The sequence below is a fragment of the Zunongwangia mangrovi genome (genome assembly GCF_900112105.1).
GTDB classification, from domain to species: Bacteria; Bacteroidota; Bacteroidia; order Flavobacteriales; family Flavobacteriaceae; genus Zunongwangia; species Zunongwangia mangrovi.
The window spans coordinates 906,109-929,211 of the sequence record NZ_FOKV01000001.1 but is presented as its reverse complement, the minus strand read 5'-3'; the positions used below and the strand labels follow the sequence as shown (position 1 = coordinate 929,211).

Sequence of the window (23,103 nt, the reverse complement as noted above, 5' to 3'; positions counted from 1 at the left end):
CTTACATCTAATTATAAAAGCTCATTTAAAGCATCAGCATAAGTGTTTTTAGGAGCAACACCAACCTGGCGACCTACAACTTCTCCGTTTTGGAAAATAAGTACCGTAGGAATATTTCTAACTCCGTATTTTGCAGCAAATTCCTGGTTTGCATCAACATCAAGCTTTCCAACAACTGCTTTTCCTTCGTACTCACCGCTAAGTTCTTCGATTACCGGTCCTACCATTCTACAAGGTCCACACCATGCTGCCCAAAAGTCTACCATTACTGGTTTATCACTTTTTAATACTGTTTCTTCAAAGTTTGCGTCTGTTATTTCAATAGCCATAATCGTTATTTTTCTAGTAATTTAAAATCAATACGTAAAAGTAGTCATTTATTTTTGGAAACCTTACATCCCAAATATTAGATTTCGTTATACGCTGATTGTCAATAATTATCTGGCGGGCTCTTTCCTTTCGATTACATCTTCAGGAAAGACCGGGCTTTACGCGCTACACGGTAGCTTGCTGCAATCCCTGCCCGATTTTGTACAACTTAGGAACTAATTTTATTAATCCCGATTGTACTCTTCAGACAAAACCATGAAATTTTAATCTAAAACAGGCTATCAATTCAATTTATAGACGACCTGCTGTTGTTCCAGATTTTCTAACAATTCAGGACAAATTTTTACTTTTTGGCGTTTACTAGGCATATGCAATTTCAATTGTTCTTTCATCTCGTAAACCACAAAATTGAGTTTATGATCGCCGCGATAAGTCCTAAAAATGTCTCTTAAAACATCGATTTTCTCTTCTTTAAGATCATTAATATCTAACTGAATCGTAAGTTTCTTCGCATACGTATCCATAATATCATGGAGTAGCTGGAAACTATTAAACTGAATTCTTGGCTCTCCTTTTTTACCGGTGTCCTTATTGGTCCAGCCTTCTTTAATAAAAGCTTTAATATGCACAAATGAATTTGGTACCAGGAAATGCCTGTTCTTAAGATATTCTTCACCAAACATTCTAAATTCGTAAGATTCGTTATAATCTTCAACGGTAAACATCGCCCAGCCTTTACCCATTTTAGAGGTTCTATGCTGCACATCGCTAATTACACCACCAAACGAGATTTCGCGATTCACTACTTTTTCAAGTTCTCTAAAATCTGATAAACTTCCGTTACAGAAATACTGAATCTCTTTCTTAAAATCATCTAGCGGATGCCCCGAAATATAAATTCCCACCACTTCTTTTTCACGCCGTAATTTCTCCATCGTCCCCCATTCTTCACAAGGCGGCACACTCGGCTCCGGAATTTGAACTTCGCTGGCTTCACCAAATAAACTTACCTGAGAAGAGTTTTCATTCTCCTGAAATTTAGCCGCAAACTTCACCACTTTCTCCAGGAAACTCATTCCGTCTCCTTCATCATGAAAATATTGCGCTCGGTGGGTTTCTTTAAAACAATCAAATCCGCCGGCCAAAGCCAGGTTCTCGAAAGCTTTTTTATTCGCAGCTCTAAGATCGATTCTTTTAGCCATATCAAATATTGAACGATAATGACCATTTTCACCTTTTCGGTTTTCTACGATCGTAGCTACCGCACCGGCTCCAACTCCTTTAATCGCTCCCATCCCAAATCTTACCGCATTATCTTTATTTACAGAGAATTTATAATAAGATTCGTTAACGTCTGGCCCAAGTACATTAAGCTTCATTCGCTTACATTCTTCCATAAAGAAGGTCACCTGCTTAATATCGTTCATATTGTTCGATAAAACCGCCGCCATATATTCCGCAGGATAATGGGCTTTTAAATAGGCAGTTTGGTAGGCGATCCAGGCGTAACAGGTAGAGTGCGATTTGTTAAATGCATACGAAGCAAATGCTTCCCAGTCTTTCCAAATCTTCTCTAAAACATCTGTAGGATGACCTTTAGCTTCTCCGCCACCAATAAATTTTGGTTTCAACTGCGCCAAAAGTGCCACTAACTTTTTACCCATCGCTTTACGAAGCATATCGGCTTCACCTTTAGAAAAACCTGCCAATTTTTGTGAAAGTAACATCACCTGCTCCTGGTAAACTGTAATCCCGTAGGTTTCTTTAAGATACTCTTCCATGTCTGGAAGGTCATAGCTTATCTCTTCGTCACCGTGTTTTCTGGCAATGAAACTCGGGATATATTCCATAGGCCCTGGACGATACAATGCGTTCATCGCAATTAAATCGTCAAAAACCGTTGGTTTTAGCGCCTGCATGTGTTTCTGCATCCCGGGAGATTCATACTGGAATATCCCTACCGTTTCTCCTCGTTGGAAAAGTTTATAAGTTTCTTCGTCATCTAACGGAAATTCATCGGGAACCAGATCTATACCATGTTTCCCTTTAACGATCTTTATCGTATCCTTGATTAGGGTTAAAGTTTTTAACCCCAGGAAGTCCATTTTTAGCAGTCCTGCACTTTCTACAACCGAGTTATCGAACTGCGTAACATATAAATCTGAATCCTTTGCTACGGAAACCGGAACATAATTGGTAATATCACTTGGCGTAATAATTACTCCACAGGCATGAATCCCTGTGTTTCTTACCGATCCTTCTAAAACTCGTGCCTGATTTACAGTTTGTGCTTCAAGATCATCTCCTTCAGAAATATTTAAAAGCTCATTTATACTGTCGACTTCTTCACTTCGGAATTTAGACTTCAAGGCCTTTTCATCCATTCCGAAGATCTTCCCTAGCTTGGTATTCGGAATCAATTTTGCAATTCTATCAGCATCACTTAGCGGAAGATCCAAAACCCTGGCCGTATCCCGAATTGAAGATTTTGCCGCCATGGTTCCGTAGGTAATAATCTGCGCTACCTGATTGGCTCCATATTTCCCAATTACGTAATCCATAACCCGACTACGACCTTCATCATCAAAGTCGATATCAATATCGGGCATACTTACACGATCTGGATTTAAGAAACGCTCAAAAAGCAGATCGTACTTAATTGGGTCGATATTGGTAATTCCTAAACAATACGCCACCGCACTACCAGCAGCCGATCCACGACCCGGCCCAACCGACACATCAAGATTTCGTGCTTCGCGAATAAAATCCTCTACAATAAGGAAATACCCGGGATATCCGGTATTTTCGATTACCGAAAGCTCAAAGTCCAGTCGCTCTTTAATATCTGGAGTTATTTCACCATAGCGCTCTTCAGCTCCTTTAAAAGTAATGTGCTTTAAATAGGCATTTTCACCTCGCTTACCACCATCTACTTTATCTTCTTCAACCAAAAACTCTTCAGGAATGGTAAACGCCGGAAGTAATACATCTCGAGCTAGCTCGAAAGGCTCTATTTTATCTACAATTTCTTTAATATTGGATATCGCTTCAGGCAGATCTTTAAAGAGATTTTTCATCTCTTCAGCAGTCTTAAAGTAATATTCCTGATTTGGTAAACCGTAACGATATCCACGACCACGACCAATTGGCGTTGCCTGCTTTTCACCATCTTTTACACATAGTAAAATATCGTGCGCATTAGCGTCGTCTTTTTTCCAATAATAGGTGTTATTGGTCGCGATTAATTTTATTTCATGCTTTTTGGAAAACTCAATTAAAACCTGATTTACGCGGTTTTCGTCTTCTTGATCATGGCGCATGATCTCTATATAAAGATCTTCACCAAATTCTTCTTTCCACCAAAGCAAAGCTTCTTCTGCCTGCTTTTCCCCAACGTTCAAAATCTTACTCGGCACCTCACCATATAGGTTACCGGTAAGCACGATCACATCTTCCTTATATTGTTTTACAACCTCTTTATCGATACGAGGCACATAATAAAATCCATCGGTATATGCTTTAGAAGACATTTTGGCCAAATTGTGATAACCTTTTTTATTCTTCGCCAGCATCACTACCTGGTAACCGTTATCTTTTCTGGATTTATCGGTATGATTTTCACATACAAAAAACTCACACCCAATGATCGCTTTTAATTCCTTAGCTTCAGCCGGCTCGCCGTTGGCTTCGGCTTCTTCATTTTTAGCCTTAATACCTTTATTATAAGCGCCAACTTCCTTCACAAAGTGAAACGCTCCCATCATATTGGCATGATCGGTAAGTGCAACCGCCGGCATGTTCTGCTCACCGGCCGCATTAACAAGATCTGGAATACTTATGGTTGACTGTAAAACCGAAAACTGGGAATGGTTATGAAGATGTGCAAAAGGAACCTCGTCTAATTTTTCTAGGTTCTCTTCAATTTCTTCCGTAGTGATCTCATCTGTTGGCTGTAATTTCTCCAGCCTTTTTCTGATTTCTTCGGAAGCTTTTTTAAGATTGATATGCTTTAAACCAATTGGCTGAAACGGCTCTGGATTGGCCTCAACATAATCTTCAAAATAACCTGGAGCAGCATTTAATTCTTCCGCAGAATAGGTTCTTTTTCTAACCAATTCCAGGAAGCAACGGGTTGTCGCCTCAACATCGGCAGTTGCATTATGCGCTTCTCCAAATGGCTCATCAAAAAGATATTCGTGTAATTCGGTTAGCGTTGGTAGTTTGAATTTACCACCACGACCACCGGGGATTCTACACATTTCAGCCGTTGTTTCTGTACAGGTATCCAAGACAGGAAGTTCCAGTAACTGGCTATCCATCCCGGCACGATGCAACTCGGCTCCCATAATGTTAACGTCAAAACCAAGATTTTGCCCAACGATGAATTTGGTTTCCCCCAATGCTTCATTGAACTTCTCTAGCATTTCTTCTAAGGAAATTCCTTCTTCCCTGGCCAGATCTGTTGAAATACCGTGTACACGCTCAGCATCATAAGGAATATCAAAACCTTCCGGCTTTACCAAATAATCCTGATGCTCTATAAGATTTCCCAGCTCATCATGCAACTGCCATGCGATCTGTATACATCGCGGCCAGTTATCAGAATCGGTTAAAGGCGCATCCCAACGCTTTGGCAATCCGGTAGTTTCGGTATCAAAAATTAAATACATCGGCTCTTAGTTTTGTACCCTGTAATGAAGAAAAAGGGCAATTCAGCAACATCTTATCTTGCAAAACTAAGCAATATTTAAGCTGAGAAAAAGTCTAATTTTCATCAGTTATTAACCATAAAAAAAGCCTCACGGCAATCAGGACTACGTCCCTTTCCGTGAGGCTCGATACGAACATTAAAACTACTACTTCAATCAAACATCTATTCGCATCTTAATTTATTTTCTTTTTCAAGGCAATTTTTTAATTAGTCGTACTGATGTTCTAAAGTTTTCACCTTATTTAGTGAAGCCACGATAGAATTCTTTTGTTTTACCAAAATATTTTGTGTCGAAGGTGGAATATTGGTATCCTGAATGATTTTCTCGTATTCTTCTACAGCAATTTTCTCTCCTCTTATTGCTTCTTCTAAAACCGATTCTTCTTTATTTCCAGACAAAGCCGTTTTTAAATTCATCCATGTTCTGTGAGCATCTGCCGCAAGACTACTTCCTTTTTCAGGATTCTCACCAAAGTTGCGAATCTCAGATTTCAATTCGTGACCAAAATCGTAGCGCTCTTTGGCTCTTTCAGAAAAAAATGCTTTTAATTCTGTATTTTTAATATTTTCGGCAGCGAATTTATATCCTTTTTCTGCGTCGTAATTCTTTTCTAAAAGCTCATTTAACTTTTCTGATACTTCTTCTGAATATTTCATTTCTTTTTCTTTTTGATTCATAGCGAGTATAAAATTACAATCCATTTACCGTCGCAACAACCTATTTAACAGGGTTTAGCACTAATTAACTGCTTTTAACTTATATCCTATAATTCAACATTTTTATTACCAATTTATTAATATCGATATCAACTAATTTCTAATTTAAACGCGGTATAATATTTTTTAGCCAACATCTTGTAAATTAGAAAAATGTAGTATCTTTGCAGCCTCATTAATAACAGGGGTCGGGAACCCCATAAATTAATTTTTATGCCTGTAAAAATCAGATTACAAAGACACGGTAAAAAAGGAAAACCTTTTTATTGGATCGTAGCCGCAGATGCTCGTTCTAAAAGAGATGGTAAATTCTTAGACAAATTAGGAATCTACAATCCAAACACTAATCCTGCTACTATCGAGCTAGATGTAGACGGTGCAGTAAAATGGTTACAGAATGGTGCACAGCCAACAGATACTGCTCGTGCTATTCTTTCTTACAAAGGTGCTTTATTAAAGAAACACCTTGCCGTTGGAGTTAAAAAAGGCGCTTTAACCGAAGAAGAAGCTGAGAAGAAATTCCAAGCTTGGCTAGAGGAAAAAGAAGGCAAGATTAACGACAAAAAAGAAAATCTTTCTAAAGCAGAACAAGAAGCAAAAGATAAAGCTTTAGCTGCTGAAAAAGAAGTAAACGCTAAACGTGAAGCTGCCGCTGCAGAAGCTGCTGCTGTTACTGAAGAAGGCGAGCCAGAAGCTGATGTTGAAAAAGAAGTAGACGATGCAACTGCAGAAGAAGCTAAAACTGAAGAAAAACAAGACTAATTTCTTATCTAACGATGAATAAAGAGGAGTGTTTCTACTTAGGAAAGATCGTTAGCAAATTTAGCTTTAAAGGGGAAGTCCTTATCAAACTAGATACAGACGAACCTGAATTGTACACAGAAATGGAATCAGTTTTTGTTGAATATAACAACAATCTGGTTCCATTTTTCTTTGAAAAGACCTCTTTACACAAAAGCACTTTATTACGTGCAAAGATAGAAGATATCGATACTGAAGATGATGCTGAAGACATGATTGGATGCGAACTTTATCTTCCGCTTACTTTCTTACCTGAACTGGATGAGGACCAGTTTTACTACCACGAAATCATTGGCTTTAAAGTTATCGACGCTACTCATGGCGATATAGGCGAAATTACCTCTATAAACGATAGCACTGCCCAGGCCCTGTTCGAGATCAAAAAAGATAAAAAAGAAATTCTTGTTCCTATGAATGATGAATTTATCCAGAAGATCGACAAGCCAAACAAAACCATTCACCTTATTACTCCTGAAGGACTTATTGACCTGTATTTGGGTTAGAATTTATACCGCTTTGCTCTTAGATGTAGATGTTAGATTTTAGAAAATAGACTGTTTGATAATGGGTAAATGTGCTGATTTAAAAGCAACAAGTATTCAAGAATTATGATCTGAAATGTCGGATTTTGAATACTCAAAGTTGTATTCTGAATTCCCATTTAAAAAATCATTGTCACTTCGAGTGGTTTCGAGGCACGAGAAATTGTATCGAGAAGTACTTTGTAGTTAGAATTAGAGCGCTTCGCTGCTAAATTATAGAATATAGACTATCTAAAAATGCGATAATTTGAAAATGCATAAATACGCAGATTTAAAAAACAAAAAGGAGTCAAGAATCATGACTTAAAATATTGAATTTTGAAATCTTACTTCTAAGGAAAAACAATAATAATTTAGATTTCTCGACTTCACTTCGTTGCGCTCGAAATGACAAAAAGATATTTGACTGTTTTCTCGTTAACTATTTTCAGCTGAAGGCTATAAGCTAACAGCTTTTTCTGTAAATATAAACCGTCAACTCTATTTAATTGATAGCTCAAACCCAAAATGGGCTTTTTTCATTTAAATTTTCTAAAGATTTTTAATTCAACTTAGCCTCAACCTCTGTTCATTTTTTCTTGATAAAAAACGAACCAAAAAATCAAGAATCCTTTAGAGGAAATTTTCCCGAGAACAAACTCGGGAAACCAGTTAAAAACGGCGCTTCATGCTTTTTGCTTTGCAAAGCACTTCCACTTGTTTTCAACTTATTTTTTAAAGGATTCGATTTTTATAAAGCCTTCGGCTTTTAAATTCTATCGATACTCCAACAGAAAAAAGAAAACCTCACAGTCCCAATAGCTATACAGGACCGTGAGGTTTATATATATTTTGGCTAACAGCTGAAAGCTATAAGCTGTTAACTGTAAATCATCCTACAATATTTACAATCTTACCTGGTACAACGATCACTTTTTTAGGTGTTCTTCTGTCCAATTGTTTCTGAGTACGCTCGTCTGCCATTACCGTTTTCTCGATCTCATCTTTACTCATATCCATTGGTAATTCCATCGTGAAGCGCATTTTACCGTTAAATGAAATTGGATAATTTTTAGTGCTCTCTACTAAAAATTTCTCTTCAAACTCTGGATAAGAAGCAGTCGAAATTGATTCTGAATGCCCTAACTTACTCCATAATTCTTCAGCAATATGTGGCGCATAAGGTGCGATTAGAACCGCTAAAAGCTCTAAAACTTCACGACTATTACATTTTTGCGCATTCAGTTCGTTTACACAGATCATAAACGTAGAAACCGAAGTATTAAAGCTGAAATTCTCGATATCTTCAGTGACTTTTTTGATGGTTTTGTGCAATGTTTTTAAAGAATCTGCAGAAGCTTTTTCCTCTGAAACCTCAAATTGGTCGTTTTTGATATATAATTTCCAAAGCTTTTTAAGGAAACTATGCACTCCGGTAATTCCTGCCGTATTCCAAGGTTTTGCCTGATCTATTGGCCCAAGGAACATCTCGTACATTCTTAAAGTATCAGCCCCAAAGTCTTCACAAATATCATCTGGATTAACCACATTATATTTGGATTTCGACATTTTTTCAACCTCTCTACCTACAACATAAGCGCCGCCTTCTTCAGTAATAAATTCGGCATCCTTAAATTCTGGTCTCCAGTTTTTAAAAGCTTCAACATCTAATTCATCCGAAGAATTTACAAACGCTACAGGAGCATGAATCGGCTGCACCGATTCACCGTCAATAAGGCTTTTAGAAACAAATTTATTCTCACCTTCAAGTCTATACACAAATGCACTGGTCCCAAGGATCATTCCCTGGTTGATCAACTTTTTAAAAGGTTCTTCTACTTTTAAATGTCCGCGATCTTTTAAGAATTTGGTCCAGAATCTGGAATATAGTAAATGCCCGGTGGCATGTTCACTTCCTCCAATGTATAGATCTACATTTTCCCAATAATCTAATGCCTCTTCAGAAGCAAAAACATCACCATTACCAGCATCCATATAACGGAATAAATACCAGCTACTGCCAGCCCAACCCGGCATGGTGTTTAGCTCTAAAGGAAATACGGTTTCATCATCAATCTTATCATTACTCACCACTTTATTCGCAGCAGTATCCCAGGCCCAATCGGTCGCGTTGCCTAATGGCGGCTCACCAGTTTCGGTTGGGAGATATTTTTCAACTTCAGGTAGATGCAAAGGCAAATGTTCTAAATCTATCATTTGCGGCAGACCGTTTACGTAATAAACCGGGAAAGGTTCTCCCCAATAACGCTGACGAGAAAATACCGCATCTCTTAATCGATAGTTGGTTTTGCCGTAACCTGCGCCTATTTCTTCTAATTTAAGAATCGCTTTTTGTAGCGCCTCTTTATATTCTAACCCGTTTAAGAAATCTGAATTTGCGATTACCGTTCCTTCTTTTCCGCTATGGGCTTCTTCAGAAATATCGGCGTTTTCAAAAATATCTTTAATCGGGATTTCAAAATGCTTGGCAAAATCATAATCACGTTGATCACCACATGGCACAGCCATTACCGCACCGGTTCCGTAGCCTGCCAACACATAATCTCCAATCCAAATTGGCACTGGTTCTTTAGTAAACGGATGCTCGGCATAAGCCCCAGTAAATGCTCCAGAAATCGTTTTTACATCTGCCATTCGCTCACGTTCACTACGTTTTGCGGTCGCTTCGATATAAGCCTCTACTTCTTCTTTTTGAGCATCTGTTGTAATCTCTTTTACCAGCTCATGTTCTGGCGCAAGGGTCATAAAAGTTACCCCGAAAATCGTATCCGGACGGGTGGTAAATACACCGACTTTATGATCTGTTCCCTGAATTTTAAAATCTACATGCGCCCCAACAGATTTCCCGATCCAGTTACGCTGACTTTCCTTTAAACTTTCTGTCCAATCGATGTCCTCTAATCCTTTAAGCAAACGCTCTGCAAATGCAGAAATTCGCATGCTCCACTGGGTCATCTTTTTACGAATTACCGGATAGCCACCACGCTCTGAAACTCCGTTTACGATCTCGTCATTCGCCAATACTGTTCCCAGTTGTGGGCACCAGTTTACTTCAGTTTCAGCAAGATAAGTCAGCCTGTATTTTAGTAAAATTCGTTGTTTTTCTTCTGAAGAAAATTTGTTCCAAACTTCAGCTGAAAAATCTTCTACATCATCATCACAAGCCGCTTTAATTCTTGTATTCCCTTCCGCAGCAAAGATTTCTTGTAATTCAGAAACAGGTCGGCTTTTATCAGCTTCCAGATCGTACCAGGATTCAAAAAGCTGAATAAAGATCCACTGCGTCCATTTGTAATACTCAGGATTACTGGTACGCACTTCTCTACTCCAATCGAAACTAAACCCAATTTTATCTAATTGCTCACGATATCTTGCAATATTGTCTTTGGTTGTGATCGCAGGATGCTGCCCGGTTTGAATCGCATATTGCTCTGCTGGAAGCCCAAAACTATCATAACCCTGCGGATGCAAGACATTAAAACCTTTATGGCGTTTGTAGCGCGCATAAATATCACTGGCGATATAACCCAGCGGATGCCCAACGTGCAAGCCGGCTCCCGATGGATAAGGAAACATATCCAAGACGTAATATTTTGGCTTATCTGAGGAATTTGATGCTTTAAAAGTTTGGTTTTCTGCCCAATACTTTTGCCATTTGGCTTCAATTTCGTTGAAGTTGTAGTTCATTTTTGTTTATTTCTGAATGTCCTAAACGGACTTTATTTTTATCAGAATTCTACTTGATTTGAATTCCGTAATTATCAATAGTTAACAATGGCTGCAAATTTACAATTTTAAACTAGTCGCAGCAATTAAGTATGGAAATAGGTTTAGCTGGATAGTTGACAGTTTACGGTTGAAGGTTAACAGCTGTTCGTATTAATAATTAGAGAATCTTGATGAGATGCTGAATCAAGTTCAGCATGACAGGGAGATTCAGCATTCTATATTTATAATCATGATTCTTTAAGCTTGTTTCCTTCTTATCTCAAAAGTTTATTTTCTCAAGTCTAAACTCTAGCAGCGCAGCGATCTAAATTCTGAATTCTAACTCCTTCTGGCTTCCTTTTCCATTGGCAATAGTGCACGATAAATAAATTCGTTTACCGGAGTGTCAACACCTAGTTTTTTCCCCTGCTCTACAATATACCCATTAAAATTTCCTAATTCTGAAGGGCGACCTGCCATGATATCTCTTTGTGTGGAAGCAGTAGCCGTTATTCCCTGGTTACCGATAAACTGATACAATTGCGCTACATCTTCATCATTAAAATCTACCCCTTTTGCCTGGGCAATCGCCTGAATTTCGAGTCCGGTTTTCTTTAAAATACCCTGCAAATAATCGTCCTCCCACATTTTACCAATACTCACTCTGGTTAAGCCTCCCAAACCGCTAACGGTAGCAATAAAACTGAATTTCTTCCAAATCGCTTTATGAACATCATCTGGAACAATTCCCTTAAAGCCAGAATTGTTGAAAATTTCCTTCAATTTTAAAACCCGCTTAGATTTTTCATTATCTAGCTCGCCAAAAATGATTTCAGGATCAAATTGGAAGTGATTGATCACTCCCGGGGCTTCTTTTTTACTATAAATTCGGCAAAAACCAGCTAAAACATTCTTTTTAGGCAATACTTCCTGAAGCTTTTCCATATTATCGGCGCCATTTTGCAGTGGCAACACCATAGTTTCTTCAGTAATGATCGATTTTAGATGTTTCGCGGCATCTTTTATTTGCCAGGATTTTAACCCAAAAATCACCAAATCTGGAGATTCAATTTCACTAATATCGTCGGTTGCTTTTGCAGGCTTTATGGTAAAATCACCATTTACACTTTTAACTATTAGTCCGTTTTCCCTTATAGCCTTTAAACTTTCGTTCCTGGCAATAAAAGTAACATCGTGACCCGCCTGTGCAAGCCTACCGCCAAAGTAACCGCCTACTCCGCCGGTGCCGTATACAAGAATTTTCATAGTTTCAATTTTCTTTTTCTAAAATTCGAGTTTCAACTCAAAAATTTAATAGCATTTTCACACAAAATGAATCTTATTCTTCCAAATTTACGCTTATCAGAATAATTAATAAAGTTTGGACGTTAAGAAAGTCTTGAAACCGTTTACTTTATTATTTTTACAAAAAATTGGTAGCTGTTTATGAGCACATCTTTTGAAAGATATCAAAAGCGACGTTTAATTTCATCCTATTTCTCTGTAGTACTAAGTATCGCATTGGTACTTTTTCTATTGGGAATGCTGGGATTATTAGTTTTAAACACCAAGAAAGTAGCAGATCATTTTAAAGAGCAAATCGCCCTTACGGTGTATTTTAACGATGATGCTAAAGATGAGGCCATGCAGAATCTTACTAAAAGTTTAGATACCGCTTCGTACACACGATCGGCAACTTTTGTATCAAAGGAAGAGGCTGCAGAACAAACCAAGGAAGCTATTGGCGAAGATTTTATGGAGTTTTTGGATTATAATCCGCTTCAGAATTCGATCGATGTTTATATGATTGCCGATTTTGTTTCTTCTGAAAAAGTAGAAGAAATTGCTACAAAACTTTCAGAAAATAGTGCCGTAGACGAAGTTGCTTACGATAAGCCATTAATTTCTTTGCTGAATAACAATCTTAAAAAGATAAGTTTCTGGGTATTAATTGTTAGTGCTTTATTCACTTTTATAGCAGTCTTACTTATTAATAGCTCTATTAGATTATCGGTTTACTCGAAGCGTTTTACAATAAAAACTATGCAAATGGTTGGTGCTACCAAAGGATTTATTCGCCGCCCGTTTATTTGGAATAGCGTAAAACTGGGAATTATCGGCGCCATTGTAGCACTTATAGGAATGGCTGCAGTGATTTATTATCTAAACAATAGTTTTGCTGAACTAAACCTGCTAGCCGATAAAAAACTTATATTAGCCTTATTTGGTGGTGTTTTTTTAACCGGAATCGTAATCACCTGGTTAAGCACATTTTTTGCAACCACCAGATTCTTGAATTTAAAAACAGACGAGCTTTATTACTAAAGCTAAAAATATAAAACATGAACAATAAAGACGAGATCCAACAACAAGACAAAAATTTTGTATTTGGTAAAAAGAATTACAAATTCATGTTTATTGGTCTGGCGGTAATCGCTTTAGGATTTATCTTGATGGCAGGCGGCGGTAGCGAAGATCCTAACGAGTTTAACGAAGCTGTTTATAACTTTCAGCGTATTCGCCTTGCCCCAACCATCGTTTTGATTGGTTTTGGGATTCAGGTATTCGCCATTTTAGTAAACCCAAACAAAAAATAGAATTTGGATACTTTAGACGCCATTATCCTGGGAATTATTCAGGGATTAACTGAATTTTTACCCGTTTCTTCCAGTGGACATTTAGAATTAGGAAAAGCTATTTTAGGAGACAGCAGTTTGCCTGAAGAGTCTATGATGTTTACGGTTGTTCTTCATTTTGCAACGGCTTTAAGTACGATCGTTGTTTTTAGAAAAGACATATTCGATATTTTTAAAGGACTTTTTCAGTTTAAATGGAACGAGGAAACGCAGTTTTCAGCGAAGATCATTATCTCTATGATTCCTGCTGCGCTTATTGGTGTTTTCTTTGAAGATTATTTAGAAGAACTTTTTGGCGGAAGTGTTGTTTTTGTTGGCTTCATGCTGGTAATTACTGCACTTTTACTTTGGCTTGCAGACAAAGCAAAAGATACGGGGAAACCGGTAAGTTTTATGAATGCTTTCGTGATTGGTGTTTCACAGGCGATCGCCATGTTACCGGGAATTTCACGTAGTGGTTCTACCATATCTACTTCTGTTCTTTTAGGGAATGATAAAACTAAAGCAGCGCGTTTTTCATTTTTAATGGTGGTGCCGTTGATTTTCGGTAAGATCGCTAAAGATTTAATGGATGGAAATATCACCGAAGAATCTGTTGGTGGCTCACATCTTATTATAGGTTTTGTTGCCGCATTTTTATCCGGACTTGTGGCCTGCACCTGGATGATCTCTTTGGTTAAAAAGAGTAAACTTTCTTATTTCTCTATTTACTGTTTTATCGTAGGAATCATCGCCATTGGCTTTGGTTATTTTGCATAACTCATTCTGAATTTATTGCTGAAGATCTAAGTAGAAAATTCAACAAAAACTGAAATTATTACCTACGATTCTAAATTTGTATTTAAGTTTGAAGCTTTAAACAGATTTTGTATTTATGGATCATCCTATTATCTCTGCGGAAGAATTTAAAACCGGCCAAATCTTACTTTTTGATAAGCCACTAAACTGGACGTCTTTTCAGCTGGTTAATAAAGTACGATGGATGATTCGCAAAAGCTGTAATATTAAAAAGATAAAAGTTGGCCATGCCGGAACTTTAGATCCATTAGCAACCGGACTTTTAATTATTTGCACCGGAAAATTCACCAAAAGAATTCCGGAGCTACAAGGGCAAATTAAAGAATATACCGGCACTTTTCAACTAGGAGCAACAACGCCTTCTTACGATCTGGAAACCGAAGTAGACGAAACTTTCCCTACAGATCATATTTCAGAAGAAAATATAGCAGAAACGACCAAAAGCTTTATTGGCGATATTGAACAATATCCACCGGTTTTTTCAGCATTAAAAAAAGACGGAAAACGACTTTATGAATATGCACGAAAAGGAGAAAAAGTTGAGATCACACCAAGAACGATTAGCATTGAAGAATTTGAAACCGATGCTTCAGATTTTCCTAATATCAACTTCAGGGTAGTTTGCAGTAAAGGAACATACATAAGAAGCCTTGCTCACGATTTTGGTAAAAAACTTGAGAGTGGCGCGCATCTTTCAGCATTAAAAAGAACTAAAATTGGCGATTTTAATATCGAAAATAGTTTAAATCTTGATGACTTTGATAAGCAATTGCCAGGTCCAATTTCAGGTTCTTAGAAGCGTTTTCCAATCGTGATCCCAACACGTGGATAAACTTCAGCAGCTTTTTGATCCCCAAATAATCTACCAGCACCAGCATAGATCTCACCGATATAGTTATTACGAGTTAAAAGCTTAAAACCAACAGCCGCACCCAATCCAAAATTGGTCGTTTTTTCGTCGTAAATAGTATGTTCTTCAATGATCATATCATCTTCGTAATAAAAATCATAGCTAACATAATAATCATGGTAAGTAGCAACGGCGGTATTGGCTTCAATAAAAAAGCCTGCATTTTTCTTTTTCCCGAAAAACAATCGGTAATAAGGACTAAAAATAAAACGCAAAGCCATATCCTCTTCGCTATCCAAAGCTATAGCCAGGGAAGCCCCAACACTGCTATTATCCTCTAAAAAGTATTCGTAAGTAATTTCTGGAACTCCGGAGACAGACATGGCCAAATTTAGCTTTAATTCCTGATTAGTGTCGTCGAATTCCTGATCTTCCTGCGCACTAATGATCGATGATACACTAAGAAAACTTAGTAATAGTAAGATTTTTTTCATTATTTGATTGATGTGATTTTAAGATACATCTACGAATATATCAAAATAAACAACTAATCTATGATTTATTTACTAACATTACTTAAAATATAGCAATTTATTCTATTATCAACTCACTTTACTCAAAATGTAAGTTTTAATAAGCCGATAAAGTCTTAACTAACTCATGGGAATATAAATTCTAAAAAATGCTAACTTTCCTCCAAAATAGAGAATAGCGATCTACGTTTATACTACATGCAGTTTATAGAAAAACATAAAGCTTTATTATTAACCATTTTGGTCTTTCTAATATTGATTTTGGTGCTTTTCAACTGGCATTTGGGTAGTAGTGCCAGAAAAAATCAGGAATTTCTGGTAGATCTTGACTCTTTTACTGGGTCTTTAAAACAAAAACAGGAAGAGCCACAACCTGAAGAAAAACCTGAACCTACCGACTCAAAAACGCAAACGCACCGGGCTTTTGATCAAAATAACGAGGCAAGAGAAGCGAATTTCGATAAACAGCTAAATGATATTTTCGAGAGAAATTCGGCTTCACAAACCGAAACTTCAGAGAATAGCGAGACCTCCTCTTCCGGAAATTATGCCGCAGGAAGATCTGGTAAAAAAACACAAAAAAGATCTGATGGAAATAATACAAACACCAAAACCTCAACACAATCTGGAAATTTAAGAGACAGTTCTATTTCTTTTAATCTTAGGGGAAGAACAGCGGTAGACATTCCTAATCCTATTTATACTTGTAGTGTTCCTGGAAAGATCGTGATCAATATTAAGGTGAATGAAAACGGTCGTGTAACGGCTACTTCGTTTAATGAAGCAAGTTCTTCTACAGATAATAAATGTTTGGTTGAAAATGCTTTAATTTATGCTTCTGAAGCTATCTTTAGCGAATTATCGGGAAGAGATAATCAACCAGGAACGATTACCTATCAATTCAAACCTTAAAAAATGACTGAAAAACATAGATGTGGCTGGTGTCTGGGTGATCCTTTATATGAGACTTATCATGATGAAGAATGGGGCGTACCGGTGCACGACGAGCAAAAGTTATTTGAGTTTTTAATCCTGGAAACCTTTCAGGCAGGTTTAAGCTGGATCACGATCTTACGCAAACGAGAAAACTTTAGGGAAGCTTTCGATGATTTTGACTATAAAAAAGTTGCTAAATATTCCGAAGAAAAAATTCAGGAATTATTGCTGAATCCGGGCATCATCAGGAACAAATTAAAAGTAAGGAGTGCCGTTACCAACGCACAGCTTTTTATGAAAATTCAGGAGGAATTTGGCAGTTTCGATAAATACATTTGGAGTTTTGTAGATCACAAACCTATACAAAATAAGGTTGAGAACTATAAAAATGCTCCTGCTACTACTGAAGTTAGTGATAAGTTAAGCAAAGACCTCAAAAAACGCGGATTCAAATTTGTTGGTTCTACGGTTGTTTATGCGCATATGCAGGCCACCGGAATGGTTAACGATCATGAAGTTTCTTGCTTTCGATACGAGGAAGTAAAAAAGCTTTCTTAGTCGCCTAACGATGTTCCTCTAAAATTCTATACTGAATATCTACTAGCGTTAACACCGGAATCTCACCAGACCCGGCTTGCAGATCTCCTTCATCGTAAGTTCTTAGTTCTGAAAATTCTTGCGTACAACTACTATTAGCACTTAAATAATTACAGGGATTTTCACCGTTATAACGCTGAGTGGTCACACTAAAATCTTCCACACCTTCCTGCCCAATATAAATCTGTGGATAACCCTCTACATCAAAATCTGACTCGTTATAGAAAGTCATTCGGTATTCCATTAAAGTAGTCATCGCTTCAGTATCGATTTCATAATTAAAGTAGTCTACTTCCACAAAAATTTCAGCAGGTGTTAATACTTCTGGTTCGTCGTCATCGATGTTTGAAGAACATGCGCTTAAAATAGCTAAACCGAATAAGAGGAATATTTTTTTCATCTGATTTTTGATTGATGAAGGAAATTTAATCAAAAAATCCTTAGCTACTTCAGAAATTTCAAAAACTCATTTCTGGAAATTTCTTCAGCTCCCAAACTTTCTAAATGATCTGTATGGACCTGGCAGTCTATAAGTTCTACTCCTTTCTCCTGAAGTTTCCTCACCAAACTTATAAAACCATATTTAGAAGCATTGCTTACTCTCGCAAACATACTTTCGCCACAAAAAACCTTCTTATTTTTTAAGTAAATACCATACAATCCGCCAACGATCTTACCATCCTGCCACACCTCTACAGACTGTGCGATTCCTTTTTTATGCAAACCCGTGTAAGCCTGTTTCATCTCTGGTGTGATCCAGGTTCCTAATTGACCTTTTCGTTTTATTGCAGCGCAATTTTCTATAACGGTTTCAAAAGCTTCGTTATAAGTCACTTTAAAAGCTTCTTTCTTAAGCAATTGTTTCATGCTTTTCGAAACTTTTAATTTCTGCGGAAATAATACCATTCTTGGATCTGGGCACCACCATAAAATCGGTTGGGATTCGTCATACCAGGGGAAAATTCCTTTAGAGTACGCTTCCATTAACCGGCTTTGTGTTAGAGAGCCGCCAACAGCCAGTAAACCTTCTTCTGAAGTGTATGCGATATCGGGAAAGGGTTCAAAAGGTTTGAGAATCTGCAAAACTGAGGTAATTTTTTCTATTCAGAAATGTACAAAAAGAAAAAAGCTTAGCACGTTAATCGCGTACTAAGCTTTTCGTAAAAATATGTCTCAATTTCTAGAAAGGAAGATCGTCGTAATCTTCATCTTTAAAATCTTGTGCTGGCTCAAATTGATCTGCCGGTGGCGGTACATTTTGGCCTCCTGGCTGTGATGGCTGTAAGTTTTCGATTCTCCAACCCTGGATAGAGTTAAAGTATTTGGTTTCTCCCTGCGGACTCACCCATTCTCTACCACGAAGATTAATGCCAACTTTTACCGGCTGCCCAACCTGATAACTATTTAATAGATCTGTTTTATCCTGAACAAACTCGATCATTAAATGTTGTGGATATTGCTCCTCTGTAGTTACAACTAATTCTCTCTTTCTAAATCCGTTATTACCAAAAGTTTTGGTATCTCCAATTAATTTAATCTTTCCTTGTACTTCCATCTTCGTTTAATAATTTGCTAGTAATAATTTCCACGCTTCTATCACTTTCCCTTTATCCAGCAATAACTGCGCCTGTTTATGAATTGCTTCTGTTTCTTTCGCTGCAATGATTTCGGTAAACAAATCATCTTCAGAAACATATAATTTCGCTTCTTCTAATGTTGGTAATTCTTCTACATTACCCAACTTACCAAGATCATTTCCTGTTAAGATACTACTTTCTCTAATTTCCTGCGGAATTGCATCTACACCAATTCCTAAATTAGTGATAGGTTTTGGCACTTCAAACATGCCGTCTTTAGCCCTGGTGTACCAGTTTCCACCCATTCGTGCAACCTGATCGATCTTTATTTGGTCGATATAGCCATCTTCATCCAGTATCTCTTCTTTTATGTGAGTTTTTAAAACTTCACAAACTACAAGATTTCCTGCGCCACCTTCCTGCCCAAGCTCGATGATCTCGTTGACCTTACATTCAAATTGAACCGGAGATTCTGCCACCCTAAATGGCCTCACCAGATCTGATTTCTGCATTGTGAGCCCAGATTTCTCAAACTCATTCACGCCTTCAGCATAATCTGTACTGCTTAAAGACATTTGCTGCACCATATTGTAATCTACAATATTGATCACGCACTCTTCAACCACTTTAAGGTTTAAGAATGTATGTTTAAGGCTTCCATCCTTTCCTCTTCTTACTGGCGAAAACACCAAAATTGGCGGATTGGCACTAAACACATTAAAAAAACTGAAAGGTGCCAGATTTGGCCCTCCTTCAGCATCTAAAGTGCTCGCAAAAGCGATGGGTCTTGGCCCAACTGCCCCGCTTAAATACCTGTAAAGAGCGCCAGATGGCGATTCCTTAGAATCTATACTTAACATGCATCGATTTTTCACAAAGGTAACAATTAGGTTAAGGAATATAAAGCATGCCTACACAATAATATTCACATTAAAACGCTTATATTTAACCGCTTTTAAAATGGAGGGGAACTCTTTATGAATTTTAGTGACGAACGAAAGTTTAACCGTTGGTTTATCATATTTGCTGGATTGGCCGTTATTATTTTAGTTTTATGGAATACCACCATATTTTTTAACCGGCTAAAAGACGAGGAACGTACCAAGATGAGCATTTGGGCTGAAGCGCTTTTAGAGTTAGATCGCGCCGATAGCAACCAGAATTTGAGTCCGCTTATACTAAATGTTTTAAACAGTAATACAAGTATACCTACCATACAAACCGACGAAGAAGGAAATATTGTATCCTCGCATTTTATCGACCCCGATAAAATAGACACACAAGAAAAAGCCGAAAATTATCTTAACGATCTAAGAGCAGAAAATGAGCCTATCATAATGCATTTAGACAGATTTAGAACGCACAAAGTTTACTATGGCAATTCTCCTGTTTTAAACAGTTTAAAATATTATCCGCTTGGGTTGGTAACTATTGGTTTCTTAATTATTGGTGTCATTTATTTCTTTTATACTACGACCAAAAATAGCGAGCAAAACAAGCTTTGGGCAGGGATGGCGAAAGAAACAGCGCACCAGATAGGTACTCCATTAAGTTCTTTAATTGGCTGGACAGAGATCTTAAAGCAGGAGAAAGTAAACGAAACCTATGTTACCGAAATGGAAAAAGACATAGAGCGTTTACAAACGATAACCGAGCGTTTCTCCAAAATAGGATCTGCTCCACTTTTAGAAGAAACAGATCTTGTAGAACAAACACGCCAAAGCTACCAGTATTTACAATCCAGAAGCTCTAAACTTATCGAGTTTCAGCTTCAGGTACCAAGAGAGAAAATCATTGTTAATCTAAATACCCAACTTTTTAGCTGGACGATAGAAAACCTGGTAAAGAACGGCATCGACGCAATGCGAGGTAAGGGAAAAATTACCATCGAAATTAAACAAAATGAGAAACAGGTTTTCGTTTATGTTCACGATACCGGGAAAGGTATTGACAAAAGCCGATTCAAAATTATTTTTGAACCCGGACAAACTACCAAAAAACGTGGTTGGGGACTTGGTTTATCTTTAGCAAAACGAATTGTGGAAGAATACCATAATGGCCGAATTAGAGTTGCGAAAAGTGAAATTGGCGAAGGCTCTACTTTTGAAATTATGCTGAAAAAAGCCTAATATCGATTTAATATTCCCCTAAGATCTTTAGGAATTGGGAGTGTTTTATTTTCACTGAAATTATAAAAAACCGAAACATCTTTTCCAACTGCACAAAGCTGATTTTCTTCGTCAAAAATATGATGTTCGATCTTAAAACTTTTGTTCCCAATTTCAGCAATTCTGGTTTTAATAGTAGCATTTCCCGGATAATGCAAAGCTTTCTGAAAATCGCAATGTGTAGAGACTAACATTGCTCCTTTATTTTCTTCAGCATACATTTTATGCAACCCGGTGGCTTCCCATAGATTCACTCTTCCAGATTGCATAAAACGCATAAAACTAAGATTATTAACATGGCGGTACATATCAAGATCGCTCCAGTCTATCCTTAATTTTAATTCAAGCTTAAAATCTTCCAAACTTATAAGTTTACGTGTATAGATTCTGCCAATTCTTTAAACTCATCGTCACTCATTTCGTAATGATTCGCAAAATCCATATCACTCATATCGTTAAGCGGAATTAAATGTACATGCGTATGTGGCACTTCAAGACCAACGACAGCAACTCCAACACGCTTACAAGGCACTGTTTTCTCTAATGCCAGTGCTACTTTTCTGGAAAAACGCATAAGCTCCATATACATTTGTTCTTCCATATCAAAAATATAATCTACTTCCCTCTTCGGAATACAAAGCGTATGTCCTTTACAATTTGGGCGAATATCTAAAAAAGCCAGAAACTGGCTATCCTCTGCAATTTTATATGCAGGAATCTCTCCCTTAACTATTTTCGTAAATAAACTGGCCATAATTGATTGTTTTGATTAGTATTATAAAATTAAAAATCCTTTTCCTGAATCTCCGTTAAAAGATTAAGAAAAGGACTTTGATATATCTTAATTAAAAGTTTACGGGCACTTATTCACGCCATATCTCTAAAACCTCGAATTTCATCACACCGCTAGGCACAGCAATATCTGCAACCTCACCAACCTTTTTACCTAATAAACCTTTACCTATAGGAGAATCTACAGAAATCTTACCCGTTTTAAGGTCGGCTTCACTTTGGGCTACCAGTTTATATTTAACTTCTGCCCCATTACTTTGATTTTTGATCTTTACATGAGAATGGATTAGCACCTTAGAAGTATCTAATTGGGACTCATCAATCACACGTGCATTAGCAACGACTTCTTCTAATTTTGCAATTTTCATTTCTAAAAGTCCCTGCGCTTCTTTTGCTGCGTCATATTCTGCATTCTCACTCAAATCCCCTTTATCCCTAGCTTCAGCAATAGCTTCAGAGGCTCTTGGACGCTCTACATCTTTAAGTTGATTTAATTCATCCCTTAATTTTTTCAGTCCTTCTGCAGTGTAGTAAGATACTTTACTCATAACTTCGTCGTTTTTATAATTGGTAAAGGGCCTTTATTGAGAGGCCTGTTTCCAAAAAATAATATGTTTTTAATGATTGTTTTAATCTAATGGCCTTTTTAAAAAGGCTTAGTGAATAAAAAGATATTCAACTAAAGGAGATGTATAAAGTCCCGCGGCTTGACTGCGAACTTCGTATTTAAAAGCTGCATGATCATTAGATTACTGTTTATTAATAAAAAAATCCCACCTATAATGGGATTGATACTAACAAATATAAGAAATTTACATTTGCGATAAAAAAAGAAATTGAATGAAGCGTTTTTTATTTTTCAGCCTATTAAGCATTTTAATTACAGGCTGTTCCAGTAGTGACGATGGCCGTAATAACAACCCAAATTTAGTCGATATAAATTTTAGATTACAGTTAAATTTGGATCTGCCACAATACAATCAACTTAATTTTCCCGGAAATCAAATTGCGATCTACGATGATCTTGCAGGAATTGGCGGCGTAGTGATTTACAATGTAAATAACGACCTTTACCTGGCTTACGAATTAAGTGATCCTAATCATGTACCAGATGAAGATTGCCCAGGAATGACAATGAACGGCATTGAAGCTACCTGTAGTTGCGAAGGAAATGTTTACAACATTGTGACTGGTGAACAAGTAGAAGGTGATGGCGAATATGCTATGAAAGCTTATCGCGTAGAGAAAATTCAACAAGGTCAATCTATAAGACTAATTATTTCTAACTAATTATTTTCTAAAATTACCCGGAGTAGCATCTGATGCCTTTTTGAAAAAATTGAGATAAGGATTCTCAAAAACTCAAGTTTAAACGGTACGCAAATTCACTAACAAAATTAGATAAAT

23 protein-coding genes are annotated in these 23,103 nt (G+C 37.2%); 10 read left to right on the top strand and 13 right to left on the bottom strand.

Going from position 1 to position 23,103, the window contains the following annotated elements; genetic code table 11:
• Nucleotides 1–11 precede the first annotated feature (11 nt).
• The 3 genes from trxA to BM201_RS04235 form a co-directional block, all read right to left on the bottom strand.
• Nucleotides 12–329, bottom strand: coding sequence for a thioredoxin (gene trxA, locus BM201_RS04245; RefSeq protein WP_013073791.1), 318 nt, complete (start codon nucleotides 327–329; stop codon nucleotides 12–14).
• A 282-nt stretch (nucleotides 330–611) separates the two neighbouring features.
• A complete protein-coding gene (dnaE, locus tag BM201_RS04240; protein ID WP_092540116.1) occupies nucleotides 612–5,000 on the bottom strand; it encodes a DNA polymerase III subunit alpha in 4,389 nt (1,462 codons plus the stop codon).
• 248 nt (nucleotides 5,001–5,248) lie between these two features.
• Complete coding sequence (locus BM201_RS04235) at nucleotides 5,249–5,698, bottom strand: ferritin-like domain-containing protein (protein WP_092540635.1); 450 nt, start codon at nucleotides 5,696–5,698, stop codon at nucleotides 5,249–5,251.
• Between the two features lie 273 nt (nucleotides 5,699–5,971).
• On the opposite strand from BM201_RS04235, the gene BM201_RS04230 reads away from it, so the two are divergent.
• Nucleotides 5,972–6,520, top strand: coding sequence for a 30S ribosomal protein S16 (locus BM201_RS04230; protein WP_092540115.1), 549 nt, complete (start codon nucleotides 5,972–5,974; stop codon nucleotides 6,518–6,520).
• 14 nt (nucleotides 6,521–6,534) lie between these two features.
• The gene (gene rimM / locus BM201_RS04225) at nucleotides 6,535–7,062 is read left to right on the top strand and encodes a ribosome maturation factor RimM (protein ID WP_092540114.1); all 528 of its coding nucleotides are present in this window, start codon (nucleotides 6,535–6,537) and stop codon (nucleotides 7,060–7,062) included.
• Nucleotides 7,063–7,971: 909 nt separating this feature from the next.
• On the opposite strand, the gene leuS is transcribed toward rimM, so the two are convergent.
• Nucleotides 7,972–10,788 carry a leucine--tRNA ligase gene (gene leuS / locus BM201_RS04220; RefSeq protein ID WP_092540113.1) on the bottom strand — a complete coding sequence of 939 codons (2,817 nt, stop codon included), beginning with the start codon at nucleotides 10,786–10,788 and terminating at the stop codon, nucleotides 7,972–7,974.
• 360 nt (nucleotides 10,789–11,148) lie between these two features.
• The gene (locus BM201_RS04215) at nucleotides 11,149–12,075 is read right to left on the bottom strand and encodes a ketopantoate reductase family protein (protein WP_092540112.1); all 927 of its coding nucleotides are present in this window, start codon (nucleotides 12,073–12,075) and stop codon (nucleotides 11,149–11,151) included.
• Nucleotides 12,076–12,255: 180 nt separating this feature from the next.
• On the opposite strand from BM201_RS04215, the gene BM201_RS04210 reads away from it, so the two are divergent.
• From BM201_RS04210 to truB, 4 genes are all read left to right on the top strand, one after another.
• Complete coding sequence (locus BM201_RS04210) at nucleotides 12,256–13,134, top strand: cell division protein FtsX (RefSeq protein WP_092540111.1); 879 nt, start codon at nucleotides 12,256–12,258, stop codon at nucleotides 13,132–13,134.
• 17 nt (nucleotides 13,135–13,151) lie between these two features.
• A complete protein-coding gene (locus tag BM201_RS04205) occupies nucleotides 13,152–13,406 on the top strand; it encodes a DUF3098 domain-containing protein (protein ID WP_092540110.1) in 255 nt (84 codons plus the stop codon).
• A gap of 3 nt (nucleotides 13,407–13,409) precedes the next feature.
• Nucleotides 13,410–14,204: an undecaprenyl-diphosphate phosphatase gene (locus BM201_RS04200; protein WP_092540109.1), complete on the top strand. Its 795-nt coding sequence runs from the start codon at nucleotides 13,410–13,412 to the stop codon at nucleotides 14,202–14,204.
• A 115-nt stretch (nucleotides 14,205–14,319) separates the two neighbouring features.
• On the top strand, nucleotides 14,320–15,039 hold the full coding sequence (gene truB / locus BM201_RS04195; RefSeq protein ID WP_092540108.1) for a tRNA pseudouridine(55) synthase TruB: 720 nt from the start codon (nucleotides 14,320–14,322) through the stop codon (nucleotides 15,037–15,039).
• Here truB and BM201_RS04190 read toward each other — a convergent pair.
• On the bottom strand, nucleotides 15,036–15,587 hold the full coding sequence (locus BM201_RS04190; RefSeq protein ID WP_092540107.1) for a DUF3575 domain-containing protein: 552 nt from the start codon (nucleotides 15,585–15,587) through the stop codon (nucleotides 15,036–15,038). The genes truB and BM201_RS04190 overlap by 4 nt on opposite strands.
• A gap of 237 nt (nucleotides 15,588–15,824) precedes the next feature.
• Between BM201_RS04190 and BM201_RS04185 the strand changes: the two genes are divergently transcribed.
• Together BM201_RS04185 and BM201_RS04180 are read left to right on the top strand one after the other, a co-directional pair.
• Entirely contained in the window at nucleotides 15,825–16,538 is a 714-nt protein-coding gene (locus tag BM201_RS04185; RefSeq protein WP_092540106.1) for a hypothetical protein, read from the top strand.
• Between the two features lie 3 nt (nucleotides 16,539–16,541).
• Nucleotides 16,542–17,120, top strand: a complete 579-nt coding sequence (locus BM201_RS04180; RefSeq protein WP_092540105.1) for a DNA-3-methyladenine glycosylase I — start codon at nucleotides 16,542–16,544, stop codon at nucleotides 17,118–17,120.
• Nucleotides 17,121–17,124: 4 nt separating this feature from the next.
• On the opposite strand, the gene BM201_RS04175 is transcribed toward BM201_RS04180, so the two are convergent.
• The 4 genes from BM201_RS04175 to BM201_RS04160 form a co-directional block, all read right to left on the bottom strand.
• Nucleotides 17,125–17,559 (bottom strand): putative periplasmic lipoprotein, encoded by a 435-nt coding sequence (locus BM201_RS04175; RefSeq protein ID WP_139219125.1) that lies wholly within the window; start codon nucleotides 17,557–17,559, stop codon nucleotides 17,125–17,127.
• Nucleotides 17,560–17,603: 44 nt separating this feature from the next.
• Nucleotides 17,604–18,242 (bottom strand): leucyl/phenylalanyl-tRNA--protein transferase, encoded by a 639-nt coding sequence (gene aat / locus BM201_RS04170; protein ID WP_092540103.1) that lies wholly within the window; start codon nucleotides 18,240–18,242, stop codon nucleotides 17,604–17,606.
• A 97-nt stretch (nucleotides 18,243–18,339) separates the two neighbouring features.
• Entirely contained in the window at nucleotides 18,340–18,714 is a 375-nt protein-coding gene (locus BM201_RS04165) for a DUF3127 domain-containing protein (RefSeq protein WP_092540102.1), read from the bottom strand.
• A gap of 6 nt (nucleotides 18,715–18,720) precedes the next feature.
• Nucleotides 18,721–19,596: a flavin reductase family protein gene (locus BM201_RS04160; RefSeq protein ID WP_092540101.1), complete on the bottom strand. Its 876-nt coding sequence runs from the start codon at nucleotides 19,594–19,596 to the stop codon at nucleotides 18,721–18,723.
• Nucleotides 19,597–19,713: 117 nt separating this feature from the next.
• Here BM201_RS04160 and BM201_RS04155 point away from each other — a divergent pair, with 117 nt between their 5' ends.
• Complete coding sequence (locus tag BM201_RS04155) at nucleotides 19,714–20,865, top strand: sensor histidine kinase (protein ID WP_092540100.1); 1,152 nt, start codon at nucleotides 19,714–19,716, stop codon at nucleotides 20,863–20,865.
• Here the strand turns inward: BM201_RS04155 and BM201_RS04150 are convergent.
• The 3 genes from BM201_RS04150 to greA form a co-directional block, all read right to left on the bottom strand.
• Nucleotides 20,862–21,266: an acyl-CoA thioesterase gene (locus BM201_RS04150; RefSeq protein WP_092540099.1), complete on the bottom strand. Its 405-nt coding sequence runs from the start codon at nucleotides 21,264–21,266 to the stop codon at nucleotides 20,862–20,864. The two genes, BM201_RS04155 and BM201_RS04150, sit on opposite strands and share 4 nt — an antisense overlap.
• 2 nt (nucleotides 21,267–21,268) lie before the next feature.
• Nucleotides 21,269–21,658 (bottom strand): HIT family protein, encoded by a 390-nt coding sequence (locus tag BM201_RS04145; protein WP_092540098.1) that lies wholly within the window; start codon nucleotides 21,656–21,658, stop codon nucleotides 21,269–21,271.
• A 109-nt stretch (nucleotides 21,659–21,767) separates the two neighbouring features.
• Nucleotides 21,768–22,244 (bottom strand): transcription elongation factor GreA, encoded by a 477-nt coding sequence (greA, locus tag BM201_RS04140; protein WP_084841214.1) that lies wholly within the window; start codon nucleotides 22,242–22,244, stop codon nucleotides 21,768–21,770.
• A 292-nt stretch (nucleotides 22,245–22,536) separates the two neighbouring features.
• On the opposite strand from greA, the gene BM201_RS04135 reads away from it, so the two are divergent.
• Nucleotides 22,537–22,986: a Rieske (2Fe-2S) protein gene (locus tag BM201_RS04135; protein ID WP_092540097.1), complete on the top strand. Its 450-nt coding sequence runs from the start codon at nucleotides 22,537–22,539 to the stop codon at nucleotides 22,984–22,986.
• Nucleotides 22,987–23,103 lie beyond the last annotated feature (117 nt).

Excerpts from the sequence above, each read along its gene's own strand:
- trxA (WP_013073791.1), bottom strand. The coding sequence starts at position 329 with ATGGCTATTGAAATAACAGACGCAAACTTTGAAGAAACAGTATTAAAA.
- dnaE (WP_092540116.1), bottom strand. The coding sequence starts at position 5,000 with ATGTATTTAATTTTTGATACCGAAACTACCGGATTGCCAAAGCGTTGG.
- BM201_RS04235 (WP_092540635.1), bottom strand. The coding sequence starts at position 5,698 with ATGAAATATTCAGAAGAAGTATCAGAAAAGTTAAATGAGCTTTTAGAA.
- BM201_RS04230 (WP_092540115.1), top strand. The coding sequence starts at position 5,972 with ATGCCTGTAAAAATCAGATTACAAAGACACGGTAAAAAAGGAAAACCT.
- rimM (WP_092540114.1), top strand. The coding sequence starts at position 6,535 with ATGAATAAAGAGGAGTGTTTCTACTTAGGAAAGATCGTTAGCAAATTT.
- leuS (WP_092540113.1), bottom strand. The coding sequence starts at position 10,788 with ATGAACTACAACTTCAACGAAATTGAAGCCAAATGGCAAAAGTATTGG.
- BM201_RS04215 (WP_092540112.1), bottom strand. The coding sequence starts at position 12,075 with ATGAAAATTCTTGTATACGGCACCGGCGGAGTAGGCGGTTACTTTGGC.
- BM201_RS04210 (WP_092540111.1), top strand. The coding sequence starts at position 12,256 with ATGAGCACATCTTTTGAAAGATATCAAAAGCGACGTTTAATTTCATCC.
- BM201_RS04205 (WP_092540110.1), top strand. The coding sequence starts at position 13,152 with ATGAACAATAAAGACGAGATCCAACAACAAGACAAAAATTTTGTATTT.
- truB (WP_092540108.1), top strand. The coding sequence starts at position 14,320 with ATGGATCATCCTATTATCTCTGCGGAAGAATTTAAAACCGGCCAAATC.
- BM201_RS04190 (WP_092540107.1), bottom strand. The coding sequence starts at position 15,587 with ATGAAAAAAATCTTACTATTACTAAGTTTTCTTAGTGTATCATCGATC.
- BM201_RS04185 (WP_092540106.1), top strand. The coding sequence starts at position 15,825 with ATGCAGTTTATAGAAAAACATAAAGCTTTATTATTAACCATTTTGGTC.
- BM201_RS04180 (WP_092540105.1), top strand. The coding sequence starts at position 16,542 with ATGACTGAAAAACATAGATGTGGCTGGTGTCTGGGTGATCCTTTATAT.
- BM201_RS04175 (WP_139219125.1), bottom strand. The coding sequence starts at position 17,559 with ATGAAAAAAATATTCCTCTTATTCGGTTTAGCTATTTTAAGCGCATGT.
- BM201_RS04165 (WP_092540102.1), bottom strand. The coding sequence starts at position 18,714 with ATGGAAGTACAAGGAAAGATTAAATTAATTGGAGATACCAAAACTTTT.
- BM201_RS04160 (WP_092540101.1), bottom strand. The coding sequence starts at position 19,596 with ATGTTAAGTATAGATTCTAAGGAATCGCCATCTGGCGCTCTTTACAGG.
- BM201_RS04155 (WP_092540100.1), top strand. The coding sequence starts at position 19,714 with ATGAATTTTAGTGACGAACGAAAGTTTAACCGTTGGTTTATCATATTT.
- BM201_RS04145 (WP_092540098.1), bottom strand. The coding sequence starts at position 21,658 with ATGGCCAGTTTATTTACGAAAATAGTTAAGGGAGAGATTCCTGCATAT.
- greA (WP_084841214.1), bottom strand. The coding sequence starts at position 22,244 with ATGAGTAAAGTATCTTACTACACTGCAGAAGGACTGAAAAAATTAAGG.
- BM201_RS04135 (WP_092540097.1), top strand. The coding sequence starts at position 22,537 with ATGAAGCGTTTTTTATTTTTCAGCCTATTAAGCATTTTAATTACAGGC.